Origin of the sequence: Burkholderia sp., from assembly GCF_018375725.1 — a bacterium.
In the GTDB taxonomy this organism is placed as follows: domain Bacteria; phylum Pseudomonadota; class Gammaproteobacteria; order Burkholderiales; family Burkholderiaceae; genus Burkholderia.
Map to the genome: position 1 here is coordinate 1 of NZ_JAHACR010000070.1, position 15,975 is coordinate 15,975.

The 15,975-nt window shown below is 62.0% G+C and carries 10 protein-coding genes and 1 tRNA gene; 3 read left to right on the top strand and 8 right to left on the bottom strand.

The genetic code is table 11. From position 1 onward, the window contains the following. Nucleotides 1-733 (bottom strand): class II glutamine amidotransferase (locus KH616_RS10985; RefSeq protein WP_292243988.1); only part of this gene is annotated, 733 nt, incomplete at its 3' end. A gap of 1,970 nt (nucleotides 734-2,703) precedes the next feature. On the opposite strand from KH616_RS10985, the gene wecB reads away from it, so the two are divergent. Beyond that, a complete protein-coding gene (wecB, locus tag KH616_RS10990) occupies nucleotides 2,704-3,918 on the top strand; it encodes a UDP-N-acetylglucosamine 2-epimerase (non-hydrolyzing) (protein WP_292243990.1) in 1,215 nt (404 codons plus the stop codon). Between the two features lie 101 nt (nucleotides 3,919-4,019). On the opposite strand, the gene KH616_RS10995 is transcribed toward wecB, so the two are convergent. The 3 genes from KH616_RS10995 to KH616_RS11005 all read right to left on the bottom strand — a co-directional run bounded on the left by KH616_RS10995 (nucleotide 4,020) and on the right by KH616_RS11005 (nucleotide 6,402). Next, a tRNA-Val gene (locus KH616_RS10995) sits at nucleotides 4,020-4,096 on the bottom strand. A gap of 1,032 nt (nucleotides 4,097-5,128) precedes the next feature. Further along, nucleotides 5,129-5,887, bottom strand: coding sequence for an anti-sigma factor (locus KH616_RS11000; RefSeq protein WP_292243991.1), 759 nt, complete (start codon nucleotides 5,885-5,887; stop codon nucleotides 5,129-5,131). Beyond that, nucleotides 5,884-6,402: a sigma-70 family RNA polymerase sigma factor gene (locus tag KH616_RS11005; RefSeq protein ID WP_292243992.1), complete on the bottom strand. Its 519-nt coding sequence runs from the start codon at nucleotides 6,400-6,402 to the stop codon at nucleotides 5,884-5,886. The genes KH616_RS11000 and KH616_RS11005 overlap by 4 nt, the downstream gene beginning before the upstream one ends. A 157-nt stretch (nucleotides 6,403-6,559) precedes the next feature. Here KH616_RS11005 and KH616_RS11010 point away from each other — a divergent pair, with 157 nt between their 5' ends. Together KH616_RS11010 and KH616_RS11015 are read left to right on the top strand one after the other, a co-directional pair. Further along, nucleotides 6,560-7,639, top strand: coding sequence for a catalase family peroxidase (locus tag KH616_RS11010; RefSeq protein WP_292243993.1), 1,080 nt, complete (start codon nucleotides 6,560-6,562; stop codon nucleotides 7,637-7,639). Continuing rightward, on the top strand, nucleotides 7,636-8,184 hold the full coding sequence (locus KH616_RS11015) for a cytochrome b (protein ID WP_292243994.1): 549 nt from the start codon (nucleotides 7,636-7,638) through the stop codon (nucleotides 8,182-8,184). Before KH616_RS11010 ends, KH616_RS11015 begins: the two co-directional genes overlap by 4 nt. Nucleotides 8,185-8,631: 447 nt before the next feature. Here KH616_RS11015 and KH616_RS11020 read toward each other — a convergent pair whose 3' ends face one another. The 4 genes from KH616_RS11020 to dnaA all read right to left on the bottom strand — a co-directional run. Beyond that, nucleotides 8,632-10,239 (bottom strand): AAA family ATPase, encoded by a 1,608-nt coding sequence (locus tag KH616_RS11020; protein ID WP_292243996.1) that lies wholly within the window; start codon nucleotides 10,237-10,239, stop codon nucleotides 8,632-8,634. A 601-nt stretch (nucleotides 10,240-10,840) separates the two neighbouring features. Then, complete coding sequence (gene gyrB / locus KH616_RS11025; RefSeq protein WP_292243997.1) at nucleotides 10,841-13,315, bottom strand: DNA topoisomerase (ATP-hydrolyzing) subunit B; 2,475 nt, start codon at nucleotides 13,313-13,315, stop codon at nucleotides 10,841-10,843. A 191-nt stretch (nucleotides 13,316-13,506) separates the two neighbouring features. Further along, entirely contained in the window at nucleotides 13,507-14,610 is a 1,104-nt protein-coding gene (dnaN, locus tag KH616_RS11030) for a DNA polymerase III subunit beta (protein ID WP_292243998.1), read from the bottom strand. 175 nt (nucleotides 14,611-14,785) lie between these two features. Beyond that, a partial coding sequence (gene dnaA, locus KH616_RS11035) for a chromosomal replication initiator protein DnaA (protein WP_292243999.1) occupies nucleotides 14,786-15,975 on the bottom strand: 1,190 nt, incomplete at its 5' end.

Below are 15,975 nucleotides of genomic sequence, written 5' to 3' on the forward strand. Positions count from 1 at the left end.
CCAGCTCGACCGCCTCGTCTGCCGCCGCCACGGTCTGCACCGGGCGCTCGACCCGCGCGCCCGAACGATCGAAGATCCGCACCTGGCCGGCCGTCAGTTCGACGATGTCGCCTTCCTCGAGAAAGATGAACCGGTCGGTGATCCCCGCGAGCGCGAGCGAATCCGACGCGACGAAACACTCGCCGTCCTTCAGGCCGACGACGAGCGGCGAGCCGAGCCGCGCGCCGACGAGCCGCTGCGGCTCGGACTTGCTGAACACCGCGATCGCATAAGCGCCGTGCAGTTGCGAGGTCGCGTCGCGCACGGCCGCGAGCAGATCGCCGCGATACTTGCTGTGGATCAGGTGCGCCACGACTTCGGTGTCGGTCTGGCCGTCGAATTCGTATTGCTGGTCTGACAGTTGTGAACGCAACGTTTCGTGATTTTCGATGATGCCGTTGTGCACGAGCGCGATCTCGTCGCGCGAGAAGATCGGATGCGCGTTGCAGGTGGCGGGCGCACCGTGCGTCGCCCAGCGCGTATGCGCGATACCCGTGCTGCCGCTGAGCCCGGCGTCCACCACATGCGCCGCGAGATCCGCGACGCGCGAGACGCTGCGCTCGCGTCGCGCCTCGCCGTCGACCACGGTGGCGACACCGCACGAGTCGTAGCCGCGATACTCGAGGCGACGTAAACCTTCAATCAGGATCGGAATGATGTTCCGTTGCGCGACCGCGCCGACGATGCCACACATGACGCGTTACCTCCAGTGAAAAACCCGATGCCGCGCGCATGCGCGCGATGTATGTCGACGGCACATGCGCATGCGATACGGTGTGGTACGGCGTGCGCGGCCGTCTTGCCGGAGCCGCGCCGCGGGACGGCGCACGCGCGCCGCACACATGAGCACACCGATCCGGATTCCGTCGCCGGCATATGACGAGAGCGGGCAATCCCGTGTCGGCAGGATCGGACTGACGGGCAGCGCACATCGTGCGCGCGGGCATGAAGCACGGTGCGGGCGTTCGGCACGGCGGCGGCCGGCTGCATGCGCGACCGCTCGTCGGTGGCCGCACGGCGGACGCACCGCATGCCGGTGACCGGCATGTATGGAATCGATGGTTCGTCCATGCGCGCGCCTGGACGGTATGCCATACATGAACGCGATACGACAGCCGGACGGCATCGCCGCCTCCGGATCGGGCCGCACGGCGAGAACGGGCGAACAGCGCGCGCCAGTCGCAGACGGCGGACGGGCGATGCGCAAGGCGGCGGGCAAGGGTGGATCGACCGGCAACGGCTCGCACGGCTTGACGCGCCGGACAGGGCGGGCGCGCCAACGCATGACGCTTGCGCCGGCCAGCATGGCAAAAAGCCACGGACACGCGGCGGGATATGGCAGCGGCAGCGCGTCTCCGCGGCACGCCGGACAGGCGTGCATCGCGTCATAGGCGGCCAGCGCGCAGGCGAGCGCGAGCAGCAGCAAATCTTCGATGCCGAACGAACCCGCCCGCCAGTCCTTCATCGTTCGTCCCCGCGTCCGCGACGGGGTCGCCGTCGCGGGCATACAGGATTCAGGAGGAGCCGGCGGAGCATGCGTCAACGCGGCGCCGCTTCCCGCAATCAGCACCGCAGACGCTGATCCCTCGCGCCTTTTCCCGGCCTCGTATCAGTCACATCAGCCGTCCCGGATTAGCGGCCTGTCGTTCGCACACATGGGACGGGGCTATTCCTACCGGAAGCAAGGGCCGAGCCATGCCCCGTCCGGCAAGATACGGGGCGGATTGCGGTCATGCGTCAGCCGCCCGGGCGGCGCGTTTTTGATTCATTGGCGTATCAGCGGCGGAACCCGCGTCCGGCACCGTGCGCTCACGCTGCATCGCCGCGCACATGCCGCAGGCGCGGCGGCGGAGCGCGAGCGCAAGGCATCCGGCTCGATGTGAGCACGCAGGAACGGTTCGACACGCAAATACGCGAGACTCACCGTTGCCATGCAGAAGAAGATCGGCATATGCATGCGAGACGCCCGTATCACGGACGCAACGTTTCGACGCGGTCATGCGATGTCAGCGATGACGTGCACCGAGGTGGGGAAAATCCCCATGCATGCGCAACGGTCGTCAACCCACATGTCTCACGCACAGGCAGGGCTCGCATTGCGTGGCGCACATCGCCGATCGCCGCTTCCGGCACATGCATCGTGACTGTTCGCCATCCTATTAAAGTCGCGCGAAGGTAAGAAAAAAAACATCGTCGATGCACCGTCGGTGCTCAGCGACGGCCCGTGCACGTGCGCCGTATCAGGTGTGAAACGTTCCGGTGCGCCCGTGCGAACCCTGCGGTGCAACGTGCGGTGCCTTCGCCGTGCGCGGCGCGGCTGGTTTGGATTTTGCAGCGTCAGGCGTGACGCCGCCGCTTGCGCCTGCGACGCGGTGGTGCGACGCGAATCATTCAGCCGGCGGAACCCACGTTCGACAAGGAACGACAGATGACATAGCTTGCCACTCGCAACGAGATGGCGGGTACGGAGACGCTTCGCCGGCGTATGCCCCCTCGACGAAACGGCCCCGGCCTTCGCGCAACGCGGCCGTCGGCCTGCCCGTGCGAACCGGTCAGGCGCGGCCCGGTTTAGATTGCATTGCGCCGCCGATCCCAGCGTACGGCACGCTCAGGCAGCCTCGCGCGCCTGAACGATCGGAATCAGGGAGCAATTCGAGAGTCACCATGCGGAAATTTCTGTTTGTATTCGGCACGCGTCAGGAGACGGTCGGGATGGCGCCGCTCGTGCGTGCACTCAAGGCCCACGGGAACGTCGATGCGAAGGTCTGCGTGACCGCACGGCGCCAGGAGCTGTTCGACCAGTTGCTGACGCTGTTCGACATCACGCCCGATTACGAGCTCAACCTGACGGCACCCGGCCACGCGCAGACCGACGTGGCGACCGGCCTGCTGCATGCGATCGGCACGATGTTCGACCGATTGCATCCGGATACGGTGGTCGTGTACGGCGACACGACCACCACGCTGATGGTCAGCCTTGCCGCGTTCTACCGGTATCTGCCGGTTGCGCACGTCGAAGCCGGGTTGCGCAGCGGCGACATCTGGTCGCCGTGGCCGGAGGAGTTGAACCGCCGCATGACCGATGCCGTATCGACCTGGCATTTCGCGCCGACCGAGCGGGCGCGGCACAATCTGTTCAGCGAGGGCGTGCCGGCCGGCAGTGTCGTCCTGAGCGGCGATACGCTGATCGACGCGCTGCAGGGCGTGCAGCGCATCCTCGAACGCGACGACGCCTATGCGCGCATCATGGCCGAGCGCTATCCGTTTCTCGACGGCAGCGGACGCGTCGTGCTGGTAACCGGCCATCATGCGCATACCGGCGATCTGGTCGCCCGCTTCTGTCGGGCGCTGCGCGTGCTGGCCGCCCGTCATCATGACGTGCAGTTCGTGTACGCGATGTGCGGAGAGCCGCTCGTCGATGCGCCGATGCACGCGCAGCTCGACGGTCTGTCGAACCTGCACGTGATCGAACCGCAGGCCTACCTGCCGTTCGTGTATCTGATGTCGCGCGCGCACCTCATCATCACCGATTCGAGTGGCATCCAGGAGGAAGGGCCGGCGCTCGGCAAACCCGTGCTCGTCACGCGCGACACGAGCGAACGCCCCGAGGCGATCATGGCCGGCACGGCGCGGCTCGTCGGGACGGATGCCGTGCGGCTCGTGCACGAAGCGTCGCGCCTGATCGACAGCGACAGCGCATACGACGAGATGTCGCACGCGCATAACCCGTATGGCGACGGACACGCGTGCGAGCGAATCGTGCACGCGCTGCTGAGCCGGCCGCATGCGCTGCCGCAGATCACGAGTTTTGGAATGGGAACGGTCGAGATGCCGTACAACGCGCTGGCGCTTGGACTGCATGCGCTGCGTTCGGCTTGAATGAAGGACGCCGCGCGAACCTTCCGCGCGGCGCTTTTTCTAACGGCGCCTGCATGTACCTGAAGGTAATGCGTGACGCCAGACCCCTTCGATTTGTTCGTTGGTAGGCTCGATTGGATTCGAACCAACGACCCCCACCATGTCAAGGTGGTGCTCTAACCAACTGAGCTACGAGCCTGTGTGAAGGCGCAGATTATAGGGAAGCTTTTTGCGCAGCACAAGCATTTCGCAACATTTTCTTTGTCGGGGTGTGGAGCAGGGCGATCGGACAGCTGCGTGGCGGGATGTGTTCGACGCGGTCGGTGCGGTGCCGGCAGTCATCGACTCATGCGTGCTCGCCATGCCGGCGAGCACCTTTCGCTGCATGTCGATGCGTGGACGTGCGCAGTCGACGCGGCGAAATCACATGCCGGGCCGCACGGCGCAGGCCCAGCGCTGCGAGCGTCCGCACGCAGGATTCGGTAAGGGGAAGCGCGGATATTTCGGTTGCTCACTCGCATCGGCAATCAATGCATCTCCGAAACGACGCACCCCAGGCCGCCACCCACAGAAAATCCTGTGAAGGCGCATCGGGACATCCGGGTTATCCACAGAGGCCTTTGGAAAACCGCTCTGTGATGCTGAGAATTCACAGTGGAACGATTGAGGATATCTGTGCGAACTGTGGCGCGCGCCAAAAGTTGTTCCACACAGCACAGAACTGTGCACGGGTCATGCTCACAGTTATCAATCTCACAGGGTGCTGGCTCTTCAAGACGTTAGGGCAGTTATCCACTGTGCGGCGCGATGCTTGTTAACTACTACTACGTTTGTATACGTATTCGTTTAACACCATAGGATAAGCACAGGACTGTGGCTGTGTTTTGCTCACACAGCGGCTGTGGTTCTGTGAAAAGCAGGGAGAAGAAGGGGTCAGCGGAAGCTCGCAGCAGGCTTCAAATTGGGGACTGAATCTGCGGATCGCCCGTTCTGACGGCGATTCGCCGGAGATCTTTCACCGGCAAAGCGCAAAAATCGGTGAGACCGGCAAGAAAGGCACATTCACCGATACCGCGCGGAGCACGGTCGCCGGTTCATGTGCGGCGTCGCATGCGCATTGGCGAACGCATGCAGACGTGAAAGGGATTGATGATCGCGCGATAACGCAGGTGTCACTTGACCGTCAAAACACAGCCGTCATGCACACGAGCGGTTCACATCGGCTGCAATCTCAAGTCTGTTCGTCGAGGGCTGTCGCGACGGCCTTCTCGCCAAGACTATCTGCAGGCCCGACTACCGCGTAGTTGAAACCCTGCAGTGAGCCGTAACGCGCCAATAGCTCACCGTCCACGCGCTTGCCAGCCGCGAGCAGACGATGCGCCGATTCCGGCGGCCGCACATAGAAACTCAACGTCCGTCCTGCCGGATCCTCGTACAGCACCATCGCGGCCGGGCCATGTTCCGTCGCGAACAACCGTCCGCCGACCGGCCTGAACCCGGCTTCGGTGAGGTCGGGGAGTTTCATCTTCGCACCCACGCGTTTGACGAGCCACGCTTGTAAATCGTCCGGCGCGCCCGGCGCGAAATCGACACGCGCGTCGCGATCGATCGCCATCAGCCTGTACGCCTCGACCGCATCGCTCATCGGCGCGACAGGCGCACTCGCGCCGTTCCACCCGCGCGCCTGCCATCCTCCAAACATGCCGATCCCGATACAAAGCACGCACGATGCAGCCGTTGCACACCGCATACGGGTGCGCGCCGCGCGTCTCGCCCGAATCGCAGCAGGATCCGGCGTCGGATCGCCGGACGGCAGCGGCACGTTCGCCAATGCAGCCCGCAGCCGCTGCGCATCCAGCCGCCATTGGCGCACCTGTTCCGCGCGTTCCGGATGATGCGCGAGATAGCGTTCGACCGCCGCGCGCTCGTCATCGTCGAGACGGCCGTCGACGTAGGCGTGGAGATCGTGTTCGTTGGGCGGCATGTTCATTTCATCAATCGCAGCGCAGGGGCGGGAATCTCGCCGTCGCACAGGTTGCGCAGTGCCTGGCGTGCGCGGGAAAGCCGCGACATCACGGTGCCGATCGGCACGTCGAGCAGATCGGCGACTTCCTGGTAGCTGAAACCCTCGACGGCGACGAGCAGCAGCAGGCTGCGTTGCTCGGCGGAGAGGCGTCCGAATGCTTCGAGCATGGCGCGCGCGGCCACCTCGCGTTCGGCAGATGGCCAGTGCGGCGCGTCGTCCTCCCGAATGCGGCCGAGCAGCCACGCGTAGCGCTTCGCGCTGCGCTTGCCGTCGATAAACCGCCGATACAGGATCGTGAAGAGCCAGCTTCGCAACGATGCGTCGTCGCGCCGGCCCGACCCGCTCGACAGGGCGCGCTCGAGCGTCGACTGGACGAGATCGTCGGCCGCATGGATGTCGCGGGTCAGCCAGAGCGCGAAGCGGCGCAGTCTCGGCAGGAGTTCGCGCAGCTGGTCGTCGTCGGGTCGGTTCGAGGCCATGGCGGGCGGGAAGCCGGCTGGGATTGGGGTTCGGTGCGTGAGACGCCTGCCGGGAAAGTGTATTCCACAGGACGCGAAAAATATTTCGATGGAATAAAGCGGGCGGCGGGACGTCTTACGCGTTCGACACAGGACCTGGTGGTCAGGAGTGAATCTCATGGAGCAATCTTCTTCACCCGGCGGCCCGGGGCGCGGATGGTGGCGCTGGGCCGTGATCGGCGGTGTCGTGGCGGGCGTGGCCGCGGCGTTCGGGTACGTCGGCGGGTGGCTCGCGCCGGCGAGGCTGACGCCGCAGCGGATCGTCGATGCATTGCAGCGCAATGGCGGACTGCATCCGGGCTATCGACGGAATCACGCGAAAGGCGTCTGCGTGACGGGATACTTCGAAGGCAACGGTGCGGCAAGCCAATATTCGACCGCACCGTTCTTTCGTGCGGTGAGGACGCCGGTCGTCGGACGGTTCGCGTTGCCCGGCGGGAATCCGTATGCGCCGGATAACAGCGTGCCGATCCGGAGTCTGGCGTTGACACTGACCGCGCCGAATGGCGCGCAATGGCGGACGGGGATGAACAGCATGCCGGTCTTTCCGGTGACGACACCGGAGGCTTTCTATGAGCAGACGGTGGCGAGCCGGCCCGATCCGAAGACAGGGAAACCGGATCCACTGAAAATCAAGGCATTCTTCGATCGGCATCCGGAGACGGCGGCATTTCGGAAATGGATAAAAGGTGCGAAGCCGAGTGCCAGCTTCGTCACCGAGACCTATTACGGGCTGAATGCGTTTTATCTCGTCGACGCGTCGGGGCGCAGACAGGCGGTCAGGTGGCGGGTCGTGCCGGAGCAAACCGCGGCGGCAGGGGATGTGGCGAAGGCCGGGGAGCCGAATGTGTTGCGGGATGACCTGACGCGGCGTATCGCGACCGGTGCGCAGAAATGGAAGTGGCTGATCACCCTCGCGAAGCCCGGCGATCCGGTGGACGATGCCACTCAAGTCTGGCCTGCGGACAGGGCGACGATCGATGCGGGGACGCTTGTGCTCGATCGCGTCGAGCCGCAGGACAGCGGGCCATGCCGGGATGTGAATTACGACCCGACGGTGCTGCCTGACGGCATTCAGGCATCGGATGATCCGCTGCTCGCGGCGAGGTCGGCGGCGTATGCCGATTCGTATCTGCGGCGAACAAGCGAAGAGGCGGGTATTCCGGGCAACGCGTACGCAACGTCGGAGAAACCATGATGAAAACCGTGTTCAGTCTTCCTGCGCGCGTGCTGCATTGGGTCATGGCGGTGATGGTCGTCGCGATGCTGTTTATCGGGGTTGGGATGGTCGCGTCGGTGTCGGAACGGCATGCGGTGCTTGTGGCGATTCATAAGCCGCTTGGCGTTGCGGTGCTGGTGCTGGTTTGTGTGCGGGTGGCGGTGCGGCTCAGCTCGAGGCCGCCGGCGCTGCCCGCAGATATGCCGGCGTGGCAGCGATTCGCGGCGCATGGCTCGCATCTCGTGTTGTATGTGCTGATGATCGCGATGCCGCTCGTCGGATGGGCGATGCTGTCGGCGGGCGGGTATCCGGTCACGCTGGGCGGCGGCGTGCAGCTGCCGGCGATTGTGCCGGCCGATCCGATCCTGTTCGCATGGTTGCGCCACGTGCATCGGTGGCTGGCGTATTTGCTTTTTGCGACATTTCTAGCGCATCTGGGGGCAGCGCTTTATCACGGGCTCATTCGCAAGGATGGCGTGGTGAGTGCGATGGTTGGGCGGCGAAATGGCGAATGTGCGGTGTGAGCACTTGGATCGCGTGTAGTGAACTCGGCCCAATCCGATCGCGATTGTCTGTGGTGCAAAAAAACAGCGGCCATCTCGATGAGATGGCCGCTGTTCGTTTCGACGCGTTGGCGGGTTAGGCGGAGCTGACCCGAGCGGTCGGGACACATCCATCAATGTCTCGATGGATGGGGTCGAAAAATCGCAGTTTTATGGCTCCTGCTACACACACTGTAGACAGATGCATTACCTGAGAAGCTGGTCCTTGCCAGATAAGGCGCGCCAGCCAATGCGGGCGCATAACGTAAGAAAAACGGACGTAATTGCTGGGAAATTTCGGTCAAGGTCTATCACATTCGGTATGGCCGAAGCCTCCGGAATGAAGCTCTCCTGTCACATCCCATCTGCAATGTTTGCAATCGAAATTCAAAAAACACCGTCCGCCGCAGCTGGGCGTTTTGTGGCGGGCTACGCTCCATCAGCGATGGTCGCCACCTTTGACTTCTCAGGGGCCAGTCGTATTGCTAAAAAGTCCCGCAATGGCTGCAACTCATCCAACGGCAGCTTCGTTACGATACGCGCCGCATCGCGTAGCGCAGAACCTTGGTCAATTCCAAGTGCATCGGCGAGTATTCGGAACTCGTCATGAGCGTCTGCGCGAAGAGCATCATCCAGAACTTCGGCTCCGGCGTCTGGCTCCAAATGAAACTCAGAACTGAACTCATCAAGCCCAACCGACCGCAACTGCTGGAGCATCCATCGCTCCGGCCATGCGTCGCCCGGAAGCGTTGATAGTCGCTGCGATAGCCAAGTTTTCGCCAAATCTGGGCTAGGTACCGTCTCCAAGGCGTTCAAAAACGATTTCTCGTGTTGCTTCGCCTTGCCAGCCTGGTCACCGTCCAAAACAGCAACTACACTTCGAGTCGGGTCATCCTTGAAGCGGGCAGCCAAGTGCCGAACTACGGCAGTGTGAGAGCCGATAGGAAGGATGCGCACGCGCACGCGGTCGCCAGTCTTCATCAACGCGAGCATGAGGGCCGCCGCGACTTCGTCTTCGACCAGAATGTCTAACTCCAAGCCGTTTCGACCACTGAGCTTCCCAACTGCATAATTAGGTGAGATAGCTTGCGTTATCAATGTTCGTGAGTCGGTGCTCTCGACAAAATAGCGCGCCTCAGGTGGCAGCGACTCGAGAATAACCGGTGAGTGCGTCGTGCAAATCACCTGAATATATCGCTCGCGACACAGCTCTTTCAAGTGGTGCACAAGACGTCGTTGGGCCTGCTCATGTAAACCAAGTTCCAGCTCATCAACCAAGATGAGTGCGTGGCTCGGACATGAGTAAATATGCGACAGAAGCTCGAAAAGGGCATTCTCTCCGGCACCCATGTTGAATCCGGAATAAGTACCGCCATTTCTTATAACTAGGGGTAAACGATATTTTGATGCCTGTTTTACCTGAAAATCGTCGTAGGAGTTACCCAGTATTTTACCAACCGCTGCAGCGACTTTCTCTTCCCATCCGGCTTTTTTCAAAGCTTTGAATACCGACCTGTACCCAACCGCCACACTTTTTTCAGAATGCGGAACGAGGCGGCTTATTCCAAAAAACATTACCTCACGTTCAACTCGGCGATTGTACTCCGTCCATTTACCACCATGTTTTTTCTGACGTCGCTGATACCCTAATCCACTACCGTCCGGCAGTTTGGCTGATTGACTCCAGCCGTTGTGCCTAATTCCGTAGTAAATAGTGATGCCTTCGGGCGGAAGTTCTTCTGCTGACTGCACGAAAAAATCCGAAAATGTATAGTAGGAGTACTTCCTCCCCGGCAACGCGGCCGTTGGTTTTCCTGAATGATGAAAGGCGCATGCAGCAAGAGCAAGGATGGTTGATTTTCCCGATCCATTCTTTCCTGCGATTGCTGATATCGGATATTCAAATTCCAAGGAGCACGGCTTCAAACTTCGAATGCGCCCCTCATATAAATCGATGGATTCAAGTGTTTGCCTCGTATTGTCAGCCTCAAACCACTTTAAATTTTCCTTATCCAGCTGCGAATATTTATAACCCATGTGGCTCCCCAGCTTCCATTGCCATTACCATCTACTTTATTCAGAGCGTCTGCTCCCCTTGCGCAGCGGGTATCAGTGGATAGTCTGGCGTTTCCCCTCTCGCCAGAAAGTCGCTCCTAACTCAATAAGATAATTACTGTGCAGAATAATTTATTTACAGCCCCCCGACTTGAAGCGTCTTTAATCGTCATGGTGTTTGCCAGCGCTTGAATCATCCAAGTAAATGGCGCTTGACTCTTGATGCTGGCGCCAGACGCTACGATAGGACTCACTACCGCCCGTGGCAAGATGTCGTTGTCCTGTCGTTCAACGACAATCTGCGGCGGTCACTCAGTTTAAATTGAATAGGGACATATGGCTATATCAATTCAGTGTTACGAGAGCTATGTAGCTAGCTGTTCGTTCAAAATGAAGGCGTTTCTCGGAATACCCGGTCGTGAGCTCCACATCCCACATCAGCGGGTCATCCCGCTATGGAAATATCAGAGGCAGCGGAGTCTATGAGTTACCCGCAAATCCGGACTGTCAATAACAAAGACCCATAAGTTTCTCAACTTATGGGTCCGTTTTTCTCAGGTTATGCGGCTATCTACACACACCATCAAACGTCAATATTCCCCGCCCGCAACGCATTCGACTCGATGAACGCTCTCCGCGGCTCGACCTCGTCTCCCATGAGCGTCGTAAAGATCCCGTCCGCCGCAATCGCATCTTCGATCTGCACGCGCAGCAGTCGCCGCACCGCCGGATCCATCGTGGTTTCCCAAAGCTGCTCCGGGTTCATCTCGCCGAGACCCTTATAGCGCTGCTTGGACACATTCCGCTCGGCGTCCGCGAGCAGCCACTTCATCGCCCCCTTGAAGTCGGTCACGGCCATGCTGCGCTCCCCGCGCTTGATCTCCGCGCCTTCCCCAATCAGCCCCTTGAACGTATTCGCGGTGTTCACCAGCTGCTGATAATCCGCCGTGTGCTGGAATTCCTCGTCGATCACCGACACCCGCACATTCCCGTGATGCGCCCGCTCGACACGCAGCGACCGCAACTCGCGCACCGGATCATAAGCCGCCACGACTTGCACGCCGTTCTTGGTCGCATCGTCGTGAAGTGCAGCTTGCAGCGCCCTGGCCGATGCCTCGGTCGACGCTTCGGTGCTGAGATCGATCGACACGCCGTCCATGATCGCTTCCAGCGCCGCCGGGTCATACAACCGGCTCAGCCGCTCGATCACGCTCCGCGACATCAGGTACGAGCGCGCCAGTTCCCCAAGCGCATCGCCCGCAATCGGAAGCGCGTTCGCGCTCGGCAGCAGTTCCGAACCTTGCAGCGCCAACCGCAGCATATGCGCGTTGAGCTCGCCGTCATCCTTCAGATACCGCTCGTCCTTGCCCGCCTTCACCTTGTAGAGCGGCGGCTGCGCGATATACACGTACCCGCGCTCGATCATCTCCGGCATCTGGCGATAGAAGAACGTGAGCAGCAGCGTCCGGATGTGCGCACCGTCGACGTCCGCGTCGGTCATGATGATGATGCGGTGATAACGGAGCTTTTCGAGGTTGTAGTCATCCTTGCCGATGCCACATCCCAGCGCCGTCACCAGCGTCACGATCTGCTCGGAAGACAGCAGCTTGTCGTACCGCGCCTTCTCCACGTTGAGCACCTTGCCGCGCAGCGGCAGGATCGCCTGGAACTTCCGGTCGCGCCCTTGCTTGGCCGACCCGCCCGCCGAGTCGCCCTCGACGATGTAGATTTCCGACTTCGCCGGATCCTTTTCCTGGCAATCCGCGAGCTTGCCCGGCAGCCCGACGCCGTCGAGCACGCCCTTGCGCCGCGTCATCTCCCGCGCCTTGCGCGCGGCATCGCGCGCGCGCGCCGCTTCGACGATCTTCCCGCAGATGATCTTCGCGTCGTTCGGCGTTTCCAGCAGAAACTCCTCCAGCGCCTTCGCCACCACTTCTTCGACCGGCGCACGCACTTCCGAAGACACCAGCTTGTCCTTCGTCTGCGAGCTGAACTTCGGCTCCGGCACCTTCACCGACAGCACGCAGGACAACCCTTCGCGCATGTCGTCGCCCGACGTCTCGACCTTCGCCTTCTTGGCGATCTCGTTGTCGGCAATGTACTTGTTGATCACGCGCGTCATCGCCGCACGCAGGCCGGTCAGGTGCGTCCCGCCATCCCGCTGCGGGATGTTGTTCGTGAAGCACAGCACGTTCTCGTTGTAGCTGTCGTTCCACTGCATCGCGACTTCCACGCCGACGCCGTCCTTCTCGCCGATGATGTGGAAGATCGTCGGATGCAGCGTGCTCTTCGTCTTGTTGATGTACTCGACGAAGCCCTTCACGCCGCCCGCGAACGCGAAATCGTCTTCCTTGCCCGAACGCAGATCCGTGAGACGGATCCGCACGCCGTTATTCAGGAACGACAGTTCGCGCATGCGCTTCGCGAGAATGTCGTAGTGATACTCGACGGTCCCGAAGATCGTCGGATCGGCCATGAAGTGCACTTCGGTCCCGCGGTTCTCGGTGTCGCCGATCACCGGCATCGGCGACACTTCGACGCCGTCGACCATCTCGATCTCGCGGTTCTGCACGATGCCGCGATGGAATTCCATGAAGTGCTTCTTGCCGTTGCGGCGCACGGTCAGCCGCAGCCAGCTCGACAGTGCGTTCACGCACGACACGCCCACGCCGTGCAGGCCGCCCGACACCTTGTAGCTGTTCTGGTCGAACTTGCCGCCGGCATGCAGTTCGGTCATCACGATCTCGGCGGCGCTGCGCTTCGGTTCGTGCTTGTCGTTCATCTTCACGTCGGTCGGAATCCCGCGGCCGTTGTCGGTCACGGAAATCGAGTTGTCCGCGTGGATCGTCACGTGAATGTCGTTGCAGTACCCGGCCAGCGCCTCGTCGATCGAGTTGTCGAGCACTTCGAAAACGAGGTGGTGCAGACCGGTGCCGTCCGACGTGTCGCCGATGTACATCCCGGGGCGCTTGCGCACCGCTTCCAGACCTTCGAGGATCTGGATCGACGAGGCGCCGTAGCTGCTGTTATCGGGCTGCGTATTGTGCTGTTCAGTCATGGATATCTTCCGGTTCTGCGAGACCACTCAAGCGGCGGCGTGATGCGTTTTCGGCTGAAAACGCCAGGCCGCGCCAGTTTTCCTGACCTCGCCCCGGCGCCTGACCGGCGCCAGAAGGAGAGGTTGTTGATTCGCCATAAAAACGCCAAAGGGGCTTGCCGCCCCCTGGTGTGTGTCGTGTGTCGCGCGCGTCAGATGCGCATCGGCATCACGACATACTTGAACTCGTCGTTCTCGGGCACCGTGATCAGTGCACTCGAGCTGGCGTCGCCGAGGCTCACCTGCACGGTGTCGACCTTGAGGTTCGCGAGCACGTCGAGCAGGTACGTGACGTTGAAGCCGATGTCGACCGTATCGCCCTGGTAGGCGATTTCCAGTTCTTCCTGCGCCTCTTCCTGATCGGCGTTGGTCGACATGATCTTCAGCTGGCCCGGCGCGATGATGCAGCGCACGCCCTTGAACTTGTCCGACGTCAGGATCGCGGCGCGCTGCAGCGAGCGCTGCAGTTCTTCACGGCCGATCTCGAACGTGTTCTTGTGTGCCTTCGGGATCACGCGCTGGAAGTCGGGGAACTTGCCCTCGACCAGCTTCGACACCAGTTCGACCTGGCCGAACGTGAACTTGGCCTGGGTCTGCGCGATATCGATCTTGACGGTGTCGTCGATGTCCTCGAGCAGGCGCTGCAGTTCGAGGATGGTCTTGCGCGGAACGATCACTTCCTGGCGGCCGAACGCGCCTTCGATCTTCATCGACGAGAACGCGAGGCGGTGGCCGTCGGTCGCGACCGCCATCAGCTGGTCGCCGTCGACGACGAGCAGCATGCCGTTCAGGTAGTAGCGGATGTCCTGCTGCGCCATCGCGAAGTGCACCATGCCGAGCAGCTGGCGGAACGCCTTTTGCGGGACGGTGAGGCTGGCGCCGAAATCCTTCGCTTGCGCGACGGTCGGGAACTCGTCTGCCGCGAGCGTCTGCAGCGCGAAGCGGCTCTTGCCGGACTGGACCGTCAGCCGCTTGTCGGCGAGCGACAGCGTGACCTGGCCGTCAGGCATCGCGCGCAGGATGTCGAGCAGCTTGCGCGCCGCAACCGTGGTCGCGACCTGTTCGCCGCCGACGCCGAAATCGGCGCGCGTCGTGATCTGCAGCTCCAGGTCGGTCGACAGGAACGAAACGTCCGGGCCGTTCTTGGTGATCAGCAGGTTGGCGAGGATCGGCAACGTATGGCGGCGTTCGACGATGCCGCTGACCGTTTGCAGCGGCCTGAGGAGGGTGTCTCGTTCGGTCTTGACCAGTTGCATAGAGTTCCTTCGTTGAGATAACGGCCTGCAGCAGCCTCGCAACGCCCCGCCGCGCAGGCTCATGGCCCGCCGCCGCCGGAGCGGTCAAACCTGTATTGTGCCTCAAAACAGAACAGCCCCCGTTAAATTGGGGCGGTTGCAGGATTCGCCGGTACAGCCCTTCGGCGTTTGCGGCTCAGCCTTTCAGCGTTTGCTCCAGCACGTGCAGCTCGTGGTTGAGCTGCGCGTCCTTGCTCCGTTCGTCGGCGATCTTGCGCACCGCGTGCAGCACGGTCGTGTGATCGCGTCCGCCGAACAGCTCGCCGATTTCCGGCAGGCTCTTCTGGGTCAGTTCCTTCGCGAGGTACATCGCGATCTGGCGCGGCCGCGCGATGTTCGCCGGACGCTTCTTCGAATACATGTCGGCGACCTTGATGTTGTAGAAGTCGGCGACGGTCTTCTGGATGTTCTCGACCGAGATCTGCCGGTTCTGCACCGTCAGCAGGTCCTTCAGTGCCTCCTTGGTCAGCTCGATCGAGATCTCGCGGCCGTGGAACTTCGAATACGCGAGGATCTTGCGCAGCGCGCCTTCGAGTTCGCGGACGTTCGAGCGCAGGTGCTTCGCGACGAAGAACGCGACGTCTTCCGACAGGTTCACGCCTTCGGACTGCGCCTTGCGCATCAGGATCGCGACGCGCATTTCCAGCTCGGGCGGCTCGATCGCGACGGTGAGGCCGGAGTCGAAGCGCGAGATCAGGCGATCGTCGATCCCCGAGATTTCCTTCGGATACGTATCGCTGGTGATGATCACCTGCGCCTTGTTCGCGACGAGCGCCTCGAACGCGTAGAAGAATTCCTCCTGCGTGCGCGACTTGCCCGAGAAGAACTGGATATCGTCGATCAGCAGCAGGTCGAGCGAGTGGTAATAGCGCTTGAAGTCGTCGAACGCCTTGCGCTGGTACGCCTTCACGACGTCCGACACGTATTGTTCGGCATGGATGTAGCGGATCCGCGCGCCCGGCTTGTCGATCAGCAGCTGGTTGCCGATCGCATGGATCAGGTGGGTCTTGCCGAGGCCGACGCCGCCGTACAGGAACAGCGGGTTGTACGAGATGCCGGGGTTGTCCGCGACCTGGATCGCGGCGGCGCGTGCGAGCTGGTTCGCCTTACCGGTCACGAAATTGTCGAACGTGAGTACGGGATTCAGCTTCGAACGCTCGTACATCGAGTCGTTTTCGCCGGCGGCGGGCGCCGCGCCGCTGCCGGGCCGCCACGTGCGGCGCCCTGCGGCGGCTTCGTGCGCGGGCAGATGAGGCAGGTCGATGTCGGTGCCGTCGCCGTTGAGCGACCCGCCGGCCACGGCAGCCGGCGGCGCTTCGGCGGGCG

What these genes read in the sequence shown, in the direction of transcription:
- wecB (WP_292243990.1), top strand. Translation starts at nt 2,704, where the DNA reads ATGCGGAAATTTCTGTTTGTATTCGGCACGCGTCAGGAGACGGTCGGG.
- KH616_RS11000 (WP_292243991.1), bottom strand. Translation starts at nt 5,887, where the DNA reads ATGAACATGCCGCCCAACGAACACGATCTCCACGCCTACGTCGACGGC.
- KH616_RS11005 (WP_292243992.1), bottom strand. Translation starts at nt 6,402, where the DNA reads ATGGCCTCGAACCGACCCGACGACGACCAGCTGCGCGAACTCCTGCCG.
- KH616_RS11010 (WP_292243993.1), top strand. Translation starts at nt 6,560, where the DNA reads ATGGAGCAATCTTCTTCACCCGGCGGCCCGGGGCGCGGATGGTGGCGC.
- KH616_RS11015 (WP_292243994.1), top strand. Translation starts at nt 7,636, where the DNA reads ATGATGAAAACCGTGTTCAGTCTTCCTGCGCGCGTGCTGCATTGGGTC.
- KH616_RS11020 (WP_292243996.1), bottom strand. Translation starts at nt 10,239, where the DNA reads ATGGGTTATAAATATTCGCAGCTGGATAAGGAAAATTTAAAGTGGTTT.
- gyrB (WP_292243997.1), bottom strand. Translation starts at nt 13,315, where the DNA reads ATGACTGAACAGCACAATACGCAGCCCGATAACAGCAGCTACGGCGCC.
- dnaN (WP_292243998.1), bottom strand. Translation starts at nt 14,610, where the DNA reads ATGCAACTGGTCAAGACCGAACGAGACACCCTCCTCAGGCCGCTGCAA.